The 20,204-nt window shown below is 59.1% G+C and carries 21 protein-coding genes; 6 read left to right on the top strand and 15 right to left on the bottom strand.

What is annotated here, in order from left to right:
* Positions 1–122 precede the first annotated feature (122 nt).
* The 6 genes from msrQ to ACP7BN_RS26495 form a co-directional block, all read right to left on the bottom strand.
* On the bottom strand, positions 123–746 hold the full coding sequence (msrQ, locus tag ACP7BN_RS26520; protein WP_426206745.1) for a protein-methionine-sulfoxide reductase heme-binding subunit MsrQ: 624 nt from the start codon (positions 744–746) through the stop codon (positions 123–125).
* Positions 746–1,759 carry a protein-methionine-sulfoxide reductase catalytic subunit MsrP gene (gene msrP / locus ACP7BN_RS26515; RefSeq protein WP_426206744.1) on the bottom strand — a complete coding sequence of 338 codons (1,014 nt, stop codon included), beginning with the start codon at positions 1,757–1,759 and terminating at the stop codon, positions 746–748. The genes msrQ and msrP overlap by 1 nt, the downstream gene beginning before the upstream one ends.
* 62 nt (positions 1,760–1,821) lie before the next feature.
* The gene (pssA, locus tag ACP7BN_RS26510) at positions 1,822–2,679 is read right to left on the bottom strand and encodes a CDP-diacylglycerol--serine O-phosphatidyltransferase (protein ID WP_186546929.1); all 858 of its coding nucleotides are present in this window, start codon (positions 2,677–2,679) and stop codon (positions 1,822–1,824) included.
* 147 nt (positions 2,680–2,826) lie between these two features.
* Positions 2,827–3,843 carry a ketol-acid reductoisomerase gene (gene ilvC, locus ACP7BN_RS26505; protein ID WP_007948647.1) on the bottom strand — a complete coding sequence of 339 codons (1,017 nt, stop codon included), beginning with the start codon at positions 3,841–3,843 and terminating at the stop codon, positions 2,827–2,829.
* Positions 3,844–3,891: 48 nt separating this feature from the next.
* Positions 3,892–4,383, bottom strand: coding sequence for an acetolactate synthase small subunit (gene ilvN / locus ACP7BN_RS26500; RefSeq protein WP_003176102.1), 492 nt, complete (start codon positions 4,381–4,383; stop codon positions 3,892–3,894).
* A gap of 2 nt (positions 4,384–4,385) precedes the next feature.
* Positions 4,386–6,110: an acetolactate synthase 3 large subunit gene (locus tag ACP7BN_RS26495; protein WP_426206742.1), complete on the bottom strand. Its 1,725-nt coding sequence runs from the start codon at positions 6,108–6,110 to the stop codon at positions 4,386–4,388.
* Positions 6,111–6,510: 400 nt separating this feature from the next.
* Between ACP7BN_RS26495 and ACP7BN_RS26490 the strand changes: the two genes are divergently transcribed.
* Positions 6,511–6,927 (top strand): DUF4124 domain-containing protein, encoded by a 417-nt coding sequence (locus tag ACP7BN_RS26490; protein WP_426206741.1) that lies wholly within the window; start codon positions 6,511–6,513, stop codon positions 6,925–6,927.
* A gap of 18 nt (positions 6,928–6,945) precedes the next feature.
* Here the strand turns inward: ACP7BN_RS26490 and ACP7BN_RS26485 are convergent, their stop codons facing one another.
* Genes ACP7BN_RS26485 through mrcB form a run of 3 tightly spaced genes read right to left on the bottom strand, consistent with a single transcriptional unit; the run spans position 6,946 to position 10,371 of the window.
* Positions 6,946–7,281 (bottom strand): YqcC family protein, encoded by a 336-nt coding sequence (locus ACP7BN_RS26485; RefSeq protein ID WP_426206740.1) that lies wholly within the window; start codon positions 7,279–7,281, stop codon positions 6,946–6,948.
* Entirely contained in the window at positions 7,281–8,030 is a 750-nt protein-coding gene (locus ACP7BN_RS26480; protein WP_426206738.1) for a hypothetical protein, read from the bottom strand. Before ACP7BN_RS26480 ends, ACP7BN_RS26485 begins: the two co-directional genes overlap by 1 nt.
* Before the next feature lie 16 nt (positions 8,031–8,046).
* Entirely contained in the window at positions 8,047–10,371 is a 2,325-nt protein-coding gene (mrcB, locus tag ACP7BN_RS26475; RefSeq protein WP_426206737.1) for a penicillin-binding protein 1B, read from the bottom strand.
* A 118-nt stretch (positions 10,372–10,489) separates the two neighbouring features.
* On the opposite strand from mrcB, the gene ACP7BN_RS26470 reads away from it, so the two are divergent.
* The 4 genes from ACP7BN_RS26470 to ACP7BN_RS26455 all read left to right on the top strand — a co-directional run bounded on the left by ACP7BN_RS26470 (position 10,490) and on the right by ACP7BN_RS26455 (position 13,769).
* Positions 10,490–12,046, top strand: coding sequence for an AAA family ATPase (locus ACP7BN_RS26470; RefSeq protein WP_426206736.1), 1,557 nt, complete (start codon positions 10,490–10,492; stop codon positions 12,044–12,046).
* 91 nt (positions 12,047–12,137) lie between these two features.
* Positions 12,138–12,482, top strand: a complete 345-nt coding sequence (locus ACP7BN_RS26465) for a pentapeptide repeat-containing protein (protein ID WP_420648395.1) — start codon at positions 12,138–12,140, stop codon at positions 12,480–12,482.
* Positions 12,483–12,704: 222 nt separating this feature from the next.
* Positions 12,705–12,977: a TfoX/Sxy family protein gene (locus ACP7BN_RS26460; protein ID WP_053123870.1), complete on the top strand. Its 273-nt coding sequence runs from the start codon at positions 12,705–12,707 to the stop codon at positions 12,975–12,977.
* Positions 12,978–12,992: 15 nt separating this feature from the next.
* On the top strand, positions 12,993–13,769 hold the full coding sequence (locus tag ACP7BN_RS26455; protein ID WP_426206735.1) for a Crp/Fnr family transcriptional regulator: 777 nt from the start codon (positions 12,993–12,995) through the stop codon (positions 13,767–13,769).
* A gap of 227 nt (positions 13,770–13,996) precedes the next feature.
* Here ACP7BN_RS26455 and ACP7BN_RS26450 read toward each other — a convergent pair whose 3' ends face one another.
* The 4 genes from ACP7BN_RS26450 to ACP7BN_RS26435 are packed head-to-tail and all read right to left on the bottom strand — an operon-like array spanning position 13,997 to position 17,540.
* On the bottom strand, positions 13,997–14,845 hold the full coding sequence (locus ACP7BN_RS26450) for a ChaN family lipoprotein (RefSeq protein WP_426206734.1): 849 nt from the start codon (positions 14,843–14,845) through the stop codon (positions 13,997–13,999).
* A 21-nt stretch (positions 14,846–14,866) separates the two neighbouring features.
* On the bottom strand, positions 14,867–15,634 hold the full coding sequence (locus tag ACP7BN_RS26445; protein ID WP_426206733.1) for a heme ABC transporter ATP-binding protein: 768 nt from the start codon (positions 15,632–15,634) through the stop codon (positions 14,867–14,869).
* Positions 15,634–16,617, bottom strand: coding sequence for a FecCD family ABC transporter permease (locus ACP7BN_RS26440; RefSeq protein ID WP_426206747.1), 984 nt, complete (start codon positions 16,615–16,617; stop codon positions 15,634–15,636). The genes ACP7BN_RS26445 and ACP7BN_RS26440 overlap by 1 nt, the downstream gene beginning before the upstream one ends.
* A 50-nt stretch (positions 16,618–16,667) precedes the next feature.
* A complete protein-coding gene (locus ACP7BN_RS26435) occupies positions 16,668–17,540 on the bottom strand; it encodes a heme/hemin ABC transporter substrate-binding protein (protein WP_426206731.1) in 873 nt (290 codons plus the stop codon).
* A 156-nt stretch (positions 17,541–17,696) separates the two neighbouring features.
* Between ACP7BN_RS26435 and ACP7BN_RS26430 the strand changes: the two genes are divergently transcribed.
* Entirely contained in the window at positions 17,697–18,014 is a 318-nt protein-coding gene (locus ACP7BN_RS26430) for a Rieske (2Fe-2S) protein (protein WP_426206730.1), read from the top strand.
* Here ACP7BN_RS26430 and sfsA read toward each other — a convergent pair.
* Positions 18,011–18,724: a DNA/RNA nuclease SfsA gene (sfsA, locus tag ACP7BN_RS26425; protein ID WP_420648401.1), complete on the bottom strand. Its 714-nt coding sequence runs from the start codon at positions 18,722–18,724 to the stop codon at positions 18,011–18,013. The two genes, ACP7BN_RS26430 and sfsA, sit on opposite strands and share 4 nt — an antisense overlap.
* Positions 18,724–19,896, bottom strand: a complete 1,173-nt coding sequence (locus tag ACP7BN_RS26420; protein ID WP_426206729.1) for a pyridoxal phosphate-dependent aminotransferase — start codon at positions 19,894–19,896, stop codon at positions 18,724–18,726. Before ACP7BN_RS26420 ends, sfsA begins: the two co-directional genes overlap by 1 nt.
* Positions 19,897–20,204: the final 308 nt, after the last annotated feature.

Below are 20,204 nucleotides of genomic sequence, written 5' to 3'. Positions count from 1 at the left end.
TCGATAAACTGAAGCCCTGCACTGCCGAAACCTACATAACTCATTGAATCTCAAGGAGTTTTCCGTTTCGACTGCGCCGGAAGTGGGGCGAATTATAGACTTCCAGAATCTGCCGTCAATCACTAATTTCGCTTTTCTTGCAAAACAGGCTTTTTACCCAGCAAACGCGGGATTCGCCGAGTTACTGGAGGAATCCGCAGCACCAGAAGGACGACACCTATAAAGGCATAGACCGCCCACTCTTTAAGATCGGCACGCACGATCCACAACATATGCAGCAAACCCAACCCTAGAATCACGTAAACCAGCCGGTGCAGCTTCTTCCAGCGAACACCCAGCCGACGCTGACTGTAGCGGTTCGACGTCACGGCCAAAGCCAACAACCCAAGAAAACCCAGTGCCCCGACAATAATGTAGGGACGCTTGCGCAACTCGACACCCAGCTGCGACCAGTCAAATCCCAGAATGAACGCCATATAGCTGGATAGATGCACCACCACATAGGCAAAACACCACAAGCCCAATTGCCGACGCACAGCAACCCACCCTGCCCACCCAGTGAGTTTCTGCAAAGGCGTCATGCTCAAGGTGATCAGCAGTAGCACCAAAGTGCCCAGCCCAAGCCGATCAACCAGGACCTTGCCGGGATCAGGCCCAAGCAAATCCGCAAAGGCTTGATAGAACCACAACAGCGGCCAGATCGCCGCCGCAATGAAAACGCCTACACGCCAGAACGGATATCGCATCAGTAATTCTTCCGCAGATCGAGGCCTGTATATAAAGAAGCGACCTCCTCCGAGTAGCCGTTGAACATCTGCGTATCGCGCACATTCGGCTTGAACAGACTGTTCGGCAGACGCCGCTCGCGTGCCTGGGTCCAGCGCGGGTGATCAACTGTCGGATTCACGTTCGCATAAAAACCGTACTCGTCCGCTGCAATGCTCTGCCAGGTTGTCTTCGGCTGCTCACTGACCAGACTGATGCGCACAATCGACTTCACGCTCTTGAAGCCGTACTTCCACGGGACAACCAGACGCAACGGCGCACCATTCTGATTCGGCAGCTCACGGCCATACATGCCCACGGCGAGAATCGCCAAAGGATTCATCGCTTCGTCCAGCCGCAAGCCTTCAACATACGGCCACTCGATCAGGGCAAACCCGGAACGCTGGCCCGGCATGCTCTTCGGGTCTTGCAGGGTTTCGAAGCGAATGTATTTAGCCTTCGAGGTCGGCTCTACCTGCTTCAACAGCGCAGAGATGGGAAAGCCGATCCATGGAATCACCATCGACCATGCTTCTACACAACGCAGGCGATAGATGCGCTCCTCCAACTGATAAGGCTTCATGAAGTCTTCCAGCGCATATCGCCCGGGCTTACCCACCTCCCCGTCTACCACCACACTCCACGGTTCGGTTTTCAGCGACGCAGCATTGGCCGCCGGATCGCCCTTGTCGGTACCGAACTCGTAGAAGTTGTTGTAATGGGTCGCGTCCTTGAAAGGCGTGATCGCCTCATCCTTGACGTTCACTGCCCCCCATTTGGTAGAAGGCAGCTTTTCGTTGAACCAGGCAGGAGGTTTTCCAGGATCGACATCGGCATAGCGCGCAGCATCTTCGGCGCTGGCCCAACGCGGCAGGCCAGTCATTGCAAGACCGGCAGCAGTAGCCCCAAGCAATTGGCGACGAGACAGATAAATGGATTCAGACGTGACGTCCGACTCATGGCAGTCGGACGCTTTAGGGACTTTGATCAGCATGGCAACTCCGCAGTTTTGGAGGACAGATGCACCATTGACTGCGGAGTATGGAGGAAATTACATCACTCGGCGTTTTTGTGACGACGAAGACGCAACAAATACTGCACCGGGCCAGACGCTGCATAGGCAAGAAACACCAGCAACAGAATACGTGGCGGATCGCTGAATACAACGGCGAACACCAGCACCACAGCAAGGATGGCTACGAATGGCACACGCCCCTTCAGGTCCAGCTCCTTGAAGCTGTTGTACTTGATGTTGCTGACCATCAGCATGCCGGCAGCAGCCACCATCAACGCGACCAGGAACGACATTTTCGAACCCTGAATCCCGTAATCACTGAACGCCCAGACGATCCCCGCCACCACACCCGCGGCAGCCGGGCTGGCCAGTCCGATGAAGTAACGCTTGTCAGCGGTACCGACCTGCGTGTTGAAGCGTGCCAGACGCAATGCCGCGCCAGCCACATAGATGAAGGCGACCATCCAGCCGACCTTGCCCATGTCGCCCAATGCCCACCCGAATGCAAGCAGCGCGGGCGCGACACCGAAGGCGACCATGTCCGACAACGAGTCGTACTCGGCGCCGAACGCACTTTGGGTGTTGGTCATGCGCGCCACACGGCCATCGAGGCCGTCGAGCACCATGGCGACAAAAATCGCGATGGCGGCGAAGGCGAAATACTTGCTCGCGTTCGCACTATCCCCGGCGCTCAACGCAGCCTGGGCACTCATCGAGTTGATGATCGAATAGAACCCCGCGAACAGGTTCGCAGTGGTGAACAGATTCGGCAGCAGATAGATACCACGATGCCGGACTTTACGACCTTCTGCGTCATGCCCCTCTTCGATATGTTCATCGATGGGCAGCAGGCTTTCGGCGTCAGAAGCCTTGTTCGGCTCTTCGGGACGTTCGCTCATGGACATTACCTTGCAACGGGTTGGACAGTTTCGACAGGTGTCTGGGACGACGGTTCGGCCACAAACGCTGCTGCTTTATACCAGAACCATCGGCCCATACGAAAAAACGCGGCCGAGGCCGCGTTTTTTCATACAAGGGACGACGACTTAGTTTTTGGCTTTGTCGACGATCTTGTTGGCACCGATCCACGGCATCATGGAGCGCAGTTGCTCGCCGATGATTTCGATACCGTGAGCGGCGTTGTTACGACGCTTGGCGGTCATCGAAGGGTAGCCGGTTGCGCCTTCGCTGATGAACATTTTGGCGTATTCGCCGTCCTGAATACGTTTCAGGGCGTTGCGCATGGCCTGACGGGACTCGGCGTTGATCACTTCCGGGCCAGTCACGTACTCGCCGTATTCGGCGTTGTTGGAGATCGAGTAGTTCATGTTGGCGATACCGCCTTCGTACATGAGGTCAACGATCAGCTTCAGTTCGTGCAGGCACTCGAAGTAGGCCATTTCCGGCGCGTAGCCAGCTTCAACCAGCGTTTCGAAGCCGGCTTTAACCAGTTCAACGGTACCGCCGCACAGAACGGCTTGCTCGCCGAACAGGTCGGTTTCGGTCTCGTCCTTGAAGGTGGTTTCGATGATGCCGGTACGACCGCCACCAACGCCTGCAGCGTAGGACAGTGCAACGTTTTTGGCGTTGCCCGAAGCATCCTGGTAGATCGCGATCAGGTCAGGAATGCCGCCGCCCTTGACGAACTCGGAACGCACGGTGTGGCCTGGAGCTTTCGGCGCGATCATGATCACGTCGAGGTCGGCACGCGGCACAACCTGGTTGTAGTGGATCGCGAAGCCGTGGGAGAAGGCCAGGGTGGCGCCTTTCTTGATGTTCGGCTCGATTTCGTTCTTGTACAGAGCAGACTGGAACTCGTCCGGGGTCAGGATCATGACCAGATCGGCAGCAGCAACAGCGGAAGCAACGTCAGTCACTTTCAGGCCGTGAGCCTCGGCTTTGGCAACAGTGGCCGAACCTTTACGCAGACCAACAGTAACGTCAACGCCGGAGTCTTTCAGGTTGCACGCTTGAGCGTGGCCCTGGGAACCGTAACCGATGATGGCAACTTTCTTGCCCTGGATGATCGACAGGTCGCAGTCTTTTTCGTAATAAACTTTCATGAAATTCCCCTATATATCCAGGCCGTTCAGGCCATTCACTAAATTGGTTTAGATGCTGAGTACTTTGTCGCCGCGGGCAATACCGGTCACGCCGCTGCGGACGGTTTCCAGAATCGATGCGGTGCCGATGGACTGAATGAAGCTGTCGAGCTTGTCGCTGGTACCGGTCAGTTGAACGGTATACACGCTGGCGCTGACATCGACGATCTGTCCACGGTAAATATCGGTGGTGCGTTTGATCTCGGCGCGCTGGGCGCCAGTGGCCTTGACCTTGACCAGCATCAGTTCGCGCTCGATGTGAGCACTTTCCGACAGGTCGACCAGCTTGACCACTTCGATCAGCTTGTTGAGGTTTTTGGTGATCTGCTCGATGACTTCATCGTGGCCGACTGTGGTCAGCGTCAGACGCGACAGAGTCGGGTCTTCGGTTGGCGCCACGGTCAGGCTTTCGATGTTGTAGTTGCGCTGCGAGAACAGGCCGACAACGCGAGACAAAGCACCGGGTTCGTTTTCCAGAAGCAAGGAAATAATGTGCCGCATGATTAAGTACGCTCCGTCTTGCTCAGCCACATATCGCGCATGGAGCCGTCTTTGATCTGCATCGGGTAGACGTGCTCGCTGGTGTCGACCGAAATATCGATCACCACCAGGCGGTCCTTCATGGCGAACGCCTCTGCCATCTTCGACTTCAAATCTTTCGATTCGGTGATGCGTACGCCGACGTGACCATAGGCTTCAGCCAGTTTGACGAAGTCCGGCAACGATTCCATGTAGGAGTGCGAGTGACGGCTGCCGTAGCTCATGTCCTGCCACTGACGAACCATGCCCAGAACACCGTTGTTCAGAATGACGATCTTCACCGGCAAACCGTATTGCAGGCAGGTCGACAGTTCCTGGATGTTCATCTGGATGCTGCCTTCGCCGGTAACGCAGGCAACATCGGCGTCCGGGAAGCTCAACTTGATGCCCATGGCCGCCGGAAAACCGAAGCCCATGGTGCCCAGACCGCCAGAGTTGATCCAGCGGTTCGGCTTGTTGAACTTGTAGTACTGCGCCGCGAACATCTGGTGCTGGCCGACGTCGGAGGTCACAAAGGCGTCGCCCTTGGTCACTTCGCACAGGGTTTCGATCACGGTCTGCGGTTTGATGACGCTGCCGTCACCCTTGTCGTAAGGGAACAGGCCGCGATCACCGCGCCATTCATCAACCTGCTTCCACCAGCTGGCGACGGCTTCCTTGTTCGGGGTTTCGCCGATTTCCTTGAGGATCGCGACCATTTCGGTCAGGACGCTCTCCACCGGACCAACGATTGGCACGTCGGCCTTGATGGTCTTGGAAATCGAAGCCGGGTCGATGTCGATGTGAATAATCTTGGCGTTCGGGCAGAACTTCGCCGGGCCGTTGATCACACGGTCATCGAAACGCGCGCCGACCGCGAGGATCACGTCAGCATGGTGCATCGCCAGGTTGGCGGTGTAGCTGCCGTGCATGCCAAGCATGCCGATGAACTGCCGGTCGGTGCCAGGGTAAGCACCGAGGCCCATCAGAGTATTGGTCACTGGCAGGTTGAGCATCTGCGCGAGTTCGGTCAAAGGCTCCGAACCGTGGCCCAGAATCACACCGCCACCGGCGTACATAACCGGACGCTTGGCCGCCAGGAGCATTTCTGCGGCCTTGCGGATTTGCCCCGAGTGACCGCGCACGGCCGGGCTGTAGGAACGCAGCTTGGCTTTCTTCGGGAAGATGTATTCGAACTTCTCGGCCGGGTTGGTCATGTCTTTCGGGATATCGACCACGACCGGGCCCGGACGACCGGATTGCGCCAGGTAGAACGCTTTCTTCATGACTTCCGGGATTTCCGAGGCGTGCTTGATCATGAAGCTGTGCTTCACGATCGGCCGGGAGATACCGATCATGTCGGTTTCCTGGAACGCGTCGGTGCCGACCATGGTGCTTGGCACCTGACCGGATATGATCACCATCGGAATCGAGTCCATATAGGCGGTGGCAATACCGGTGATGGCGTTTGTGGCGCCAGGACCGGAAGTCACCAATACCACGCCGGCTTTACCGGTGGCACGGGCGTAGCCGTCAGCCATATGGGTTGCCGCTTGTTCGTGACGAACCAGGATGTGAGTCACTTCCGGTTCTTTGAACAGGGCATCGTAAACATGCAGGAGAGCACCACCCGGGTACCCGTAGATATATTTGACGCCTTCGTCACGCAAGAAGCGGACGAGCATCTCACCGCCAGATAAAAGCTCCACGTTGTTCACCTCTAAAACGCCAGAATACCGTCCACAAAAAAGCGAACGGGTCTTAATAGGTTTACTTCTCGGCAGAGCATGAGCGACGGTGGTCGCCGACTACGTCAGCACTGACTGAGCAAGTATTGGGATCGTCCCAAGTGTTGCGGGCCTTTCCCACCCAGCGCGAGGTAACGCGTTGCGGGTGTAACAGGTCGGCGCGGGTATGCGCCTCATGATCTACCGAGTGGGTCTGCTTCTGGCAGTCCCTCTACAGCGGACTTTGGATTCTTCTGTTTCGCCCTCTGCAAGTCAAGCCGTCAATGTGCTTAATTGTGGGTAAGCACATGAGAACGCAAGAAAAAACCCGGAAAGCGCTACTCTGTTAGCTTCAATTGCGCAGTTTTGCCAAGGAATCAGCATGCGAACGTTCCTCCTGACTCTGTTGATCGGCCTCAGCCCATGGTGCATGGCTGGTCAAATCTACAAATGGGTCGATGCTCAAGGCGTCACACATTTCGATGCGCAGCCGCCACAAGGCCAGCCGTCTACCTCCATGCAGACGCCCTCCCCGCCTGCAATCAAACCGCCGCCAATGCCAGGCAGCAGCACGATCGGCGATCAAAAAGCCATCGACAGCACTGTGAAGAAGCAGGTTGCCGAGCAGCAGGCGCAGCTGAAGACGTTTTGCGATCAGGCACGGACGAATCTCGCGCAATTGCAGAACAACCCGCGCTTGAGAGAAGAAGTCGGTGGAGAATTACGCCGATTGAGCGATACACAACGCCAGGAACGCGTGACGGAAGCGCAGAAGCAGATCGCGGAGAACTGCCAGTAGTGACTGGCAGTTTCCGATTCAGCGGGACGCGGTGATCAGCAGGTCGAACTCTTTGAGCAAGACCTGCAACTGGCGATCCTTGCCCTGCACATTGCGTGCGGCGAAGACCATTTCTGCCATTTCCTGAATGCCCGAGGCGTTCGGCAATGGCAGATCCTGCTCGAGAATCATCTTCATCCGTGGCAGGAAAATCCATTGCAGCCACTGTTCGAAATCCAGCGTATCGACCGAGAACGGTTCGACACTGCTCAAGGCTTCGGCAGATGGCTGCACTTCGTCCCACCAGCCCTGCGTGCGCAATTCACGCTCGATCAGCAACAGCTGATCGGCGATCTTCGGGAAGCGTGCATCCATTACAACGCTACCTTGGCCTTCTGACGGGCCAGTGTGGCGCCGGCGGAATCGCCTTGTTTCTCACGGGACTGCGCGATCAATTCCCACAGATTGGCCTGCAAGTCCGGACGACCGTTGGCCATGGTCAGCGCACGACGAGCGAATTGCTCGGCTTGCGGCGCATCGCCTTGGGCCATGCGTACTTGCGCCAGACGGTAAAGCACTTGCGGCTCACGCGGCGCGACACGCTGGGCGCGCTCCAGGCTGGAAGAGGCGCCGTTGAGGTCGCCACCGGCCTGTTGCTGTTGCGCGGTGGTCAGCAGTGCAAGCACCGGGCCGTCCAGTTGCTCATCGGCCGACAGACCGCCGCCGCTGCTCGCCGACGGAATGCCGCTCGGCGACGCAGGCATGCTGTAGCTACCGGAGTTGATCGGTGCCGACTCGACTGGCGACGGATTGTACGGCCCGGAAGTAATCCCGCCGGACGATGGGCCCGGCACGATTGGCGCAGAGCTGATCGGCGCCGATGTTGTCGCGCCGCCACCCGGCACCATCACCACAACGCCGGTATCGCCTTGCGGGATAGCTTGAGGCTGGGCCTGCGCAGGACGCTTGACGGTGGTCTGACGGAAACCGCCATTGGCCGAAATGCGTTCGCTGTTGGACACGGCGGTGCCGGAATCGACAACCGGAATCGAACCACGCTGTACGGTGGAGCAGCCACTGAGCAAAGCCACGGCAGTCACCGCTGGAATCAACCACTTGTTCACTTGAAACCCTCTTTGCTTAATTCATCCAGCCCTTGACCCAATCCATCACCGACTCGCCGGAAGCAGGCGTTTCGCTTGCACAGGCGGCGCCGGGAGGCGGTTCACTGCCGCGAATATACGGCATCTGCACCGCGCCCGGGCAGTTGGCATCGGAACCTTGTCCGGTACGCGAATCAACCCAGGCCTGCACCACGTTGTCCGGCTGCGGCATGTCCAGCGGCAACGGATCGGCCTTGCGCATGAAACTGGTCCACACCTGCAACGCACCGGTGGCACCGGTGAACGGCGTCTTGCCGTTGTCGTCGCGACCGAGCCAGACCACTGCCAGCAGATCCTGGCTGAAACCAGCAAACCAACTGTCGCGTGAATCGTTACTGGTACCGGTCTTGCCCGCCAGCGTCAGGGTTTTCGGCAATACGTTGTAGACCGAACTGCCAGTGCCTTCGCGCATCACGCGTTGCATGGCGTTCTGAATCAGATAGATCGAGGCCGGGTCGAAACGCTGTTCGATCTGGAACGGATAACGCTTGAGCGGCTCGCCCTCAGCGGTCAGTACGCTGCGAATCCCGCGCATCGGTGTGTTGAAACCACCGTTGGCCAAGGTCTGGTACATGGTCGCCACTTCAATCGGCGTCATGCCACCGGCACCCAGCAGCATTGACGGATATGCCGGAAACTCGCGAGTTACGCCCAGACGCGCCAAGGTCTTGAGAACATTCGGCACGCCGACTGCGAGCCCGAGACGCGAGGTCGACAGGTTGTAGGAATGCGCCAGCCCTTGATAAAGGAACACCGTGCCGTGGGAACGCCGGTCATAGTTCTGCGGTTTCCACACTTGGCCGTCCGCGCCTTTGACCGACAGCGGATCATCCGACAGCCAACTGGTCAGCGTGTACTGGCTTGGTTTCTCCAGCGCCGTCAGATACACCGCCGGTTTGATCAACGAGCCGATCGGCCGCACCGCATCCAGCGCGCGGTTGAAGCCGGCGAAACTCGCCTGACGGCTACCGATCATGGCCTGGACTTCGCCGGTTTCCGGGTTGGTCACGACCATCGCCGCTTCCACATCGTCGGAACCCTTGCGCCCGGACAGACGTTTAAAGGTGTCGTTGACCGAAGCCTCGGCCTTCATCTGCAGAATCGGATCAAAACTGGTGAAGATCCGCAGACCCTCTTCGGTCAAGTCTTCATCACGATAGTCTTCACGCAACTGGCGTTTGACCAGATCGATGAAGCCCGGGAACGAACTATCAGCCAGCTTGCCGCGAGTGGTCACACCCAGTGGCATTTGTTTCGCCGCAGCGACTTGTTCGGCAGTCGCAACGCCTTGCTGCTCGAGCACGTCGAGCACCAGATTGCGACGCTCCAGCGCGCGCTCAGGATTGCGCCGCGGGTTGTAATAGGACGGTCCCTTGACCATGCCTACAAGCAACGCGACCTGATGCAGCTTCAACTCGGACAATGGCTGAGCGAAGAAGAACTGGCTGGCCAGACCGAAACCGTGCACCGCACGCTGACCGTCCTGGCCGACAAACACTTCATTAAGGTAGGCCTCAAGAATGTCTTTCTTGTCGTAATGCACTTCCAGCAGCAACGCCATCATCGCTTCAGTAAGTTTGCGGGTCAGGCTGCGCTCGTTGGTCAGATAGAAGTTTTTGACCAACTGTTGCGTCAGGGTACTGCCGCCCTGGGTCATCTTGCCGCCAGAGGTGTTGACCCAGATAGCGCGGACAATCGACTTCGGCGACACGCCCCAGTGACTGTAGAAATCCCGGTCTTCAACGGCAACCAGGGTTTCCAGCAGATAGGGCGGCACCTGATCGAGTTTGATCAGAATCCGGTCTTCGAGGTTTTTCGGGTAGATCCCGCCGATCATCAGCGGCTCAAGGCGCACCACCGACAGTTTCGAACCGTTGCTCGCCGACAGCTCAGCTACGTAATCGCCGGAGAAGCGCACGCGTACCGGCTGGGGTTTTTCCAGGCCTTCATAGAACTGGAAGCCACGGGTATTCAGATCGACCGTGTTGCCACTGACAGCCGCAGCGCCAGGGCCATTGCTCACAGCTTCACGGCGATAGCCCAAGGCATCGAGTTCGGTGAGGAAATCGTCCTTGCTGAGCTTTTGTCCGACGAACAGCTCAAGCGGGCGCGCGTATACCTTGGCCGGGATGGTCCAGCGCTTGCCGGAGAACTTCTCCTGCACCACGGCATCGAGGTAAACGGCGAAGCCGGCCAGCACCACAAGGCCGACCAGACTGAGTTTAATAGCCCAGCTCAGCCAAGGGTTCATGCCCTTGGATGGTGGTTTTTTCTTGGTACGGGGAGATCGAGTTCGAGTCATGGCGGCGGATTATACGCACTTTATTCAGACTCGATAGAAGCGCTCCGAGGTTTGCGTCAGGCTGGCGAGCGGCCATAATGGCCGCCTCGAATTCCCCCCAGTCTCTGAAGGATCGCCCGTGAGCCAGTCTCTGATCGCTGCCCTGCAAAACCCGGCCCTCTACCCGCATCCCGTCGACGGGTTCCAGGTCATCGAAACCCACATCTCGTGGGTGCTGCTCACCGGTCCGTTCGCTTATAAAGTGAAGAAACCGGTTAATTTCGGTTTTCTCGACTTCACCGGCCTCGAAGCCCGCGCGCATTTTTGCGCTGAAGAGCTGCGTCTGAACCAGCGCCTGACCGATGATTTGTATCTTGAAGTGCTCCCAGTAACCGGCACTGCCGAGGCTCCGCAACTCGGCGGCGACGGTCCGGCCATCGAATACGTGCTGAAAATGCGCCAGTTCCCGCAATCCGGTCTGCTCAGCACCCTGCAAGCCAACGGCGAGCTGACCACCACGCATATCGACGAGATGGCTGAGCAGATTGCCAAGTTTCACCTCAGCGCGCCAAAAGTCCCGGCCGAACACGACGCCGGCACCCCGGACAGCGTGATGGCACCAGTGCGGCAGAACTTCGAACAGATCCTGCCGTTCCTCAGCGACAAGAACGATCTGCTGCAACTCGAAGCGCTGCAAGCCTGGGCTGAAAGCAGCTTCGAACGCCTCAAGCCGCTGTTCGCCCAGCGCAAGGCCGACGGTTTCACCCGCGAATGCCACGGTGACATCCACTTGGGCAACGCCACGCTGATCGACGGCAAAGTGGTGATCTTCGACTGCATCGAATTCAACGAGCCGTTCCGCTTCACCGACGTCTACGCCGACACCGGCTTCCTCGCGATGGACCTCGAAGACCGCGGCCTGAAATCCCTCGCCCGTCGCTTCATCAGCCAATACCTGGAACTGACCGGTGACTATCAAGGCCTGGAAGTGCTGAACTTCTATAAAGCCTACCGCGCGCTGGTTCGCGCCAAAGTCGCACTGTTCAGCATGCCGGCGGACGCCACCCCGGTGCAGCGCGCCACGACCCTGCGCCAGTACCGCAACTACGCCAACCTGGCGGAAAGCTACAGCACCATTCCTTCGCGTTTCATGGCGATCACCCACGGCGTTTCCGCTGTCGGCAAAAGCCACGTTGCCATGCGTCTGGTCGAAGCGCTGGGCGCGATTCGTCTGCGTTCCGATGTCGAGCGCAAGCGTCTGTTCGGTGAGCAAACTGTCGCCAATGATGTGCAGGCCGGGATCTACAGCGCCGATGCCAGCGCTGCCACCTATGCTCGCTTGCACGAGATTGCCGACGTCATCCTGCACGCCGGTTTCCCGGTGGTAATCGACGCCACTTACCTCAAGCGTGAGCAGCGCGACAACGCCGCCAAGGTTGCCGAAGCCACTGGCACGCCGTTCCTGATCCTCGACTGCAACGCACCGCAAGCAGTCGTCGAGAGCTGGCTGGCGACGCGTCAGGCAGATAAAAAAGATCCGTCCGACGCAACGCTGGCCGTGATCGAAGCGCAGCAAGCCAATCGCGAAGCGCTGAGCCCGGAAGAAATTCTGCGCAGCAAACGTGTACAGACCAACGAATCCGGGACTCTGGACACCGTTGTCGCGCAGATCCGTCAGCGCCTGCCAGGTCTGTAAGAAACTATTTCGGCCGTGACGCCCTCGCTGGCTTCACGGCCGCCAAATAGTGGCACTATACTGGCGTCATAAAACCAACAGGTGATGTGACATGAGCCAGCCGAAACTTCTCGACACCCCGCTGTATGCCTTGCTGCACAAAGACGACATAACCGGTTTCAACAACGAGCGCCCGCAAGACGGCCCGATCGATATGGTCGGTGGCGATTTTCGGGGGCTCGACCTGCGTGAACTGAACGCCGATGGCGTGGATTTCCGGGACGCCTACTTCCGTTCCGCCGATCTGCGTGGCATCGATTTCCGTCAAGCGGCGCTGGAAGGCGCGAGCCTGGCCCATGCGCAAATCTCCGGCGCCTACTTTCCGCCCGAGCTGAGTGCCGACGAGATTCTGATGTCGATGAATTTCGGCACCCGCCTGCGCTACCGCACGCGCTAACCCGCGAAACACCCTGAACCTGTCCAGCGCCCCCGCTTTGCGCTGGACTGCGTGACTTTAGAATTCCCCCTACACCCTTCCCGACTTCTATCCCACTGAAATATCAGACCGGGCTTAGAAGCGTTTGCGTCGAATCCGACCAAAGAACCACGCTTTTCCTACTGATGACTACACTCCTGAGAAGCTCGCCCACGCACCGTTCGGCCAACGCAAGGAGGCTTGATGAATGATGAACTGCAACACCTGAAGAATCTTGGCAAGACGTCGGCGCAATGGCTGCATGCCGTGGGCATCCACAGCGCCTCGGACTTGCGTCGCCTGGGGGCGGTGGACGCCTACCGAGCCGTGCGCACTCGCGGCTTCCGGGCGTCGAAGGTGTTGCTGTATGCAATCGAGGGCGCGTTGATGGATGTGCACTGGAACGACATTCCCGCCGAACGCAAAGATGCACTGAACAAACAGCTCGATGCCATTTCTGCTCGCCACAAGAACTGAATGGGTGCCTGAACCATGTACCTGCTCGGGGAGCAATCGGCGCAGACCGACACATTGATCAACCATTTGCAGAAACTGCCGGCGCAATGGCTTGAGGCAGTTGAGCCGTGCGGGCCGCTGCTGGAACTGGCAGGCGCCGAGGACCTGCTGACGGAGTTGCCTGAGGATCAACTGTTCCTGCTGGTCGAAGGGGTGATCACCGGCTATTTCGCCGGGCGGCCGCTGTTCTACTGGCAGGAAGGTGACCTGATCGGCTTGCAGCGCGGTACGCAATGGGCAGATTGCCGCTTGAGCGCGCAGAGCCCGCTGCGGTTACTGCCCTATCGCCGCAGCGATCTGTTTGCGCAGGTGCAATGCGAGCCGCTTCTGAACTACCTGCTCGGGCAAATGGCACTACTTGCCCACGCGGTTGCAGAACTCAAACCGCGTGAATTTCGCAGCACCAATGGTTTCAAACGGGTACCGGCCGGCGAAGTGTTGATTCACCAGGGCGATGAAGCGGATCACGTCTTCGTCATCATTGCGGGGCACGCCGAAGCGTTCGTCGATGGACACAAGGTCGGCGAAGTGCCCAAGGACGAGATCTTCGGAGCGATGGCGGTGTTCACCCGCGAGCCGCGCAATGCCACGGTCATCGCCAGCGAGCCAAGTACCGTAATGTTGCTCCCCGGCGAGCAGTTTCTAAGCCTGACCCGTACTAATCCAAAAATCGCCCACAGCTTGATCGAGAGCATGGCGCGGCGTATCGACCAGCTCAACAAGCAACTGACCGCCTCCAGAACTGCCACCTGACGCCCAGCGTTTGCAGGGCATTGCGGCCATTTCCAAGACAGATCAAAACAAATCAAAAAACAGCTGTTGACTTGGTAATGAGAATCGCTATGATTATCACAACTGGTCGCGAGATCAGTCGATATTCTGAAAAGCCCTTGGTTCGGACTCTCAGATTATCTCCTCATCAGGCTAATCACGGTTATTTGACCCGGTTTTTACCGGGTCTTTTTTTGCCCGCAACAAAGTCATTTGCCGAACTGTTTACGCATCTCGGCGCAGTAATCCTGCGGCGCTTTGGCCGGAGTGAACCAGACGTAGTCGGCCATAGCAGGCGTGATCTGACTGCCCTGCTCCGCGAGCATCAGCACGGTCGGCGCTTCAGGCGCCCCCAGGTCGAGCGCATGCAGCGGCACGCCGACATTTTTGCGCGCGTGAAATCCACCGGCCAATAAAAGTGCGGGGGCGGGCGCGTCTAATAAACGCGTTGCCATGCGCCGATCTCTTTGTTGCTGGACGGCGAGCATGGCCGGCATTTGCGATTGGGGGAGCAAGCCACAGTGGGAATCACTGATCTCACCCAGTAACTCGGATTTCACCGTCGCAGCATTACTGCGGGTGCCATCCAACACGGGTGGATTGCGATAAACAGCGCGAATTTCACTGTTATCAAGATTGGCGTCCAGTAGCAGATAAGGCTGCGTCAGGGCGAAACGAACAATCGGGCCATACAGATTCCAGTCCCAACCGTCCTGCCAGGCCAATGCCGCTGGAATATCGTTTGGTGGCGGCGATGCATGACGCACCTGATCAACCCGCACCTGCTGATCCGGCGTGAGCATTTCCAGCAACAAACTGCCTTGAGGCCGCGTTCGTCCAAGGTCCTGCAATAGCCACAACTCAACAGCATGGTGATCGGCATTGTCATGTTGTTCGCCAATGATCACCCGCGCCGGTTTGCTTAACTGCGCCAGCAGCTCCTGCGCGGTAATCACTTCGCCGTTGCGCAGATCGCGGATTTCGCCCGCAACCGGTGGCGGCGGCACGTGCTGACAGCCGCCGAGCAACAACACCACCAACAGCAAAATCCTGCGCATGCCTGCACCTCGATGACGTGATCAGCGGGCGATGATCAGCGGATGCCCGCGTTCCGGGTGCGGCTGCACCAGCACTTCAAGCCCGAACACTGCCTTTAGCGGCTCCGGACGCAGCACCACTTGCGGCGAATCCAGCGCCACCGGCCGCCCATCCTGCAGCAGCAACAAGCGATCACAATAGCGCGCCGCCAGATTCAGATCATGCAGGATCACCAGCACCGCCGCGCCGCGATCAGCAAACTCGCGCACCGCTTGCAGCGTGGTGTGCTGATGCAAAGGATCGAGCATCGAAGTCGGTTCATCCAGCAGCAACGTCTGCCCAACCTGCCCCGGCCAGAGCTGCGCCAGCACCCGCGCCAGATGCACGCGCTGACGTTCGCCGCCGGACAACGCCAGATAGCTGCGACCACTCAGATGAGCCGCGTCCGCCGCATCGAGTGCCGCCGCAATAATCTCGTCATCGCGCACCCGACCGCTTTGATACGGCAAACGGCCCATGCCTACGACTTCTTCCACGCGAAAGGCGAAGTCCAGGGTCGAAACCTGTGGCAACACCGCCAGACGCTGCGCGCGCTGCGGACCACTCCAATGACTCAATGCTTTACCGTCGAGCAGAACCTCGCCCTCACTAGCCGCAAGTTCACCGCACAGCGCCCCAAGCAACGTGCTTTTGCCAGCACCATTTGGCCCCAGCACTCCAAGCACTTCGCCCGGTTCAAGTTGCAGACTGACATCGGCCAGCACGGTTTTGCGGCCACGACGGATGTGCAGATTGTGCGCACTCAACATCAGGCACGCCCTCGCAGCAGCAAAAACAGAAAGAACGGCGCACCAATAAACGCCGTGACAATCCCGATCGGCAGCTCCGCCGGCGCCAGCGCCAGGCGCGCCACCAGATCGGCGAGTAGCAACAGACTCGCCCCCGCCAGCACCGAGGCTGGCAGCAATACCCGATGATCCGGCCCGGCAAGCAAGCGCAGCAGATGTGGCACCACCAACCCGACAAACCCGATCATCCCTGCCGCCGCCACAGCCGCGCCAACGCCCAGCGCGGTACAGAACACCAGTTCACGCTTGAGCCGTTCCACATCAATACCCAGATGCCCGGCTTCCGACTCACCCAAAAGCAGCGCATTCAAAGCCTTGGCCCGACGCGGCAACCACAGCGCCACACCGGCACTGATGATCAGCAGCGGCCACAAGCGCGCGTAACTGGCGCCGTTGAGGCTGCCGAGATTCCAGAACGTCAACGTACGCAGCGTCGCGTCATCGGCCAGATAAGTAAAAAGCCCCACCGCAGAACCGGCAAGCGCCGTCAGGGCGATCCCCGCCAGCAACATGGTCGCGACATTGGTCTGGCCATTGCGCCGACCGAGGCGATACACCAACGCCGTCACCCCAAGCCCACCGAGAAACGCACACGCCGACAACAGATACGGCCCAAACCATTCCGGCAAGCCACCGAAAAACGAGCCGCCAACAATCGCCACCGCCGCACCCAACGCCGCGCCACTGGAAACCCCGACCAAACCGGGATCGGCCAAAGGATTGCGAAACAAGCCCTGCATCGCCACCCCGGACAGCGCCAACACACCGCCCACCGCCAGCCCCAGCAGCGTTCGCGGCAGACGAATCTGCCCGAGAATCAGCTCAGCCTGCTCCAGCCCGTCCGGCGCCAGCGGCACGCCGATCATCCGCAGTGCAGCGCGCAAAGTGTCGAAAAGCGGCAGACTGACCGGCCCCAACGCCAGCGACAGCCAGATAGCCACCAGACACAACAGCGTCAGGCCGATGAATAGGGTACGGGGTTTGACCAGTGTGGTCATTGGCCGCTCTGGTTCGGGTAGAAAGCGTCAGACAGGCTTTTCAGCGCCGCCGGCAAACGTGGCCCGAGTCCACCCACCAGCAGCGTCGGATCCAGCTCCAACACGCGTCCGGACTTGGCTGCACGGCTGGAATTGAGAATCGGATTTTCCTTGAACAACGCCGCTTTCGCCGCATCACCAGTCAATGCACGATCGGACACCACCAGCACTTCAGGATCGAGGCTGGCCAATGATTCCACGGAAAACGGTTTATAGCCGGTATGAGTCGCGAGGTTATGGCCTCCGGCCTGTTGCAGCAGCCAGTCAGCGGCAGTGTCCTTGCCGGCGATCAGCGGCTTGCCACCAGCGTGTCCCAGCAACAAGAGAACACCCGGTGCTTTCGCTTTGACTTGGGCGGCAATGACTCGGGACGTCTGCGCGTCGAGTTGCTGCTGATAACTTTGCAGCAGTTGCGCGGCCTGCGGTTCAGCGCCGAGCAGTTGACCCAAGTGGGTAACATTCTTCTGCAGCGTTGGAAAATCAGGCTGCGCCGAGAACAATTCAACCCTCACCCCGGCAGCGCGCACTTGCGAGATGACTGGCGGTGGCCCCATCTCCTCGGTGCCGATCAAAATCTGCGGGCGCAAACTGAGAATGCCTTCAGCCGAAAGACTGCGCTGATAGCCAATACTCGGCAGCGCTTTCAAAGAATCGGGATGCTGGCTAGTAGTGTCGACGCCTACCAGTTTCGCCTCGCCGCCCAACGCGCTGACCCACTCTGACAACGCGCCGCCAGCGCTGACCCAACGTTGCGGCAGATCGGCGGCTGTAGCCTGCTGGCTGACGAAAAGTGCGGCACACAGCGCAGCAATGCGGGAACTCAGGCGCATACACGACTTCCTTGAAGGTTTTCCCGGGCAGCGAATTGGCGAGCCAAGTATCCTCGGCATCGGCCACCGCGCAGCGGGCGAAGGCGGCCATTTGATAATTGTTTGCATTTAAACGTCAAGCTCGGACATATCCCGACACGACACTTGAGGATAGCCATGAAGTTTCTATGCACGGGCGCCGATCTGGCCGAAGCTGCCAGCCGCGGTTTCGATATCGACGGTAATAAACTGTTTGCCGTGCGTCGTGCAGGCCAGGTCTACGTTTATCTCAACCGTTGCCCCCACCGTGGCGTCGGCCTTGAATGGCAGCCCGACCAGTTTCTCGACCCTAGCAACAGCCTGATCCAGTGCGCCACCCATGGCGCACTGTTTCTGATCGAGGACGGTGAGTGCGTGTCCGGGCCGTGCGCCGGGCAATCGCTGAGCGCCGTGCCTTGTCGCGAAGACGCGCAAGGCTTGTGGGTCGATGTTTAACCGTTGAGCAACACGTCCAGACGGCGGTCGATGACGATTTCCTCATGGGTCAGGCGCACGCCGTAGGCCAGCACTTCAACACCGCTGGCCACCGCTTCGCGCAGCGCATCGGCGTAGGCCGAATCGATTTCACTGGCCGGGCGCACCGCCTCAATCCCCGTGAGATTGACGCAATACAACTGGACCGCCCGAATGCCATCGCGGGCCAGGTGCGCCAATTCCCTTAAATGCTTGGCGCCACGCTGGGTCACCGCATCCGGAAACGCCGCTACCGCAGTGCCATCGAAGCCCAAGGTGACACTTTTCACTTCGACATAGGCCGGGCCGCTCGGGTAATCGAGACGGAAATCGATGCGGCTGTTTTCCTGCCCGTAAGCCACTTCGCGCTTCAAAGCGGTAAAGCCGTTCAGCTCGCTGATAACCCCGGCCTGCAAAGCTTCTTCGACCAGCGTATTGGCGCGGCCGGTATTCACGCAAAACAGCCGTCCCTGCGGGGTTTCGCCAATTTCCCAAGTGCCGGGCAATTTGCGCTTGGGGTCATTCGAGCGACTGAACCAGACCTGCCCGCCTTCGACCTGACAATTGAGCATCGAGCCGGTGTTCGGACAGTGAATGGTCAGCATCTCGCCGCTAACGGTCTCGATATCGGTGAGAAAACGCTTGTAACGTCGGATCAGCCGCGCTTGTTCGAGGGGAGGATGAAAGCGCATCAGCCTTGCCAACTTTTCAAGCCGCGCGCGATGCGCTCCACCGCTTCCTGAAGGCGCGGGAGGTTTTGCGTGTAGGCGAAACGCACATGGTGGCTGGCCTGATAGCGACCGAAATCCAGTCCCGGTGTGAACGCCACATGCTCGGTTTCGAGGAAATGTCGGCAGAACGCGAAGGCATCGCCGCCGAACTTGCTGATATCCGCGTACAGGTAGAACGCGCCCTCCGGCTCCACGGCGATGTTGAAACCCAGTTCGCGCAGCGCCGGCAGCAGGAAGTCGCGGCGACGGCCGAATTCGGCGCGGCGTTCTTCGAGGATGGCGATGGTCTGCGGCTCGAAACACGCCAGTGCCGCGTATTGCGCCATGCTTGGTGCGCTGATGTAGAGGTTCTGCGCCAGTTTTTCCAGTTCGCTGACCGCGGCGTCCGGCGCCACCAGCCAGCCGAGGCGCCAACCGGTCATGCCGAAATACTTGGAGAAACTGTTGAGCACGAAGGCGCTGTCATCGACTTCCAGCACGCTCGCGGCATCGGTGCCATAGGTCAGGCCGTGATAGATCTCGTCCACCACCAGATGACCATGATGCGCCTTGATGGCTGTGGATAACTTCGCCAACTCATCGCGAGTCAGGATCGTGCCGGTGGGGTTGGCCGGCGATGCGACCAGCGCGCCAACGCTGTCATTGTCCCAATGTCGGTCGATCAGATCCGGTGTCAGTTGATAACGCACGTCCGGACCGACAGGAACAAGTTGCGCCGCGCCTTCGACCAGACGCAGGAAGTGGCGGTTACACGGATAACCCGGATCAGCCAGCAACCAGTGCTTACCCGGATCAACCAGCAACGCGCTGGTCAGCAGCAATGCACCGGAACCACCGGGGGTGATCAGAATCCGCCGTGGATCGATATTCAGGCCATATCGCGTCTGGTAGAAACCGGCGATCGCCTCGCGCAGTTCAGGAATGCCACGGGCGGCGGTGTAGCGAGTTTTGCCCGCCGTCAGCGCCTCTTGCCCGGCGCGAATGATCGGCTCGGCGGTGGTGAAGTCCGGCTCGCCGATTTCCAGGTGGATCACGTCGTGCCCTTCGGCCTGCAATTCATTGGCCCGCGCCAGCAACGCCATGACATGGAACGGTTCGATCGCACGACTGCGCGCACTGTAGGGCTGAGCCATTGGCCTTCCTTCGACGGGGGTAAAAAAAACGATTCTAACCGTCTCCCGGAACGAGCGAGAACCCGCAGCGGTCACAGCCTCAAGAACGCTGGACTGTAACGATACGAACGTACGCTCCAGGATTGACTAAAATCAGTGATTGAACAGGTCTTCCACACCGTCAGACATAGCTTGCCCAACAATTGCAAGCGCCACCCGCCGGGGCTTCGACATCCGGGAGTAGCGCGGGCCGAATTGATCTGGTAAGTTCGCCCGCTTGCAGCCGCAGGGCCGGCAGGTGTCGGTGATGGAGCAATCCTGCGCAATGG

The organism is Pseudomonas sp. TWP3-1 (genome assembly GCF_049896625.1).
GTDB lineage: Bacteria > Pseudomonadota > Gammaproteobacteria > Pseudomonadales > Pseudomonadaceae > Aquipseudomonas.
Note: the sequence above shows the minus strand (reverse complement) of the source record. Positions and strands in the feature narration are given on the sequence as shown.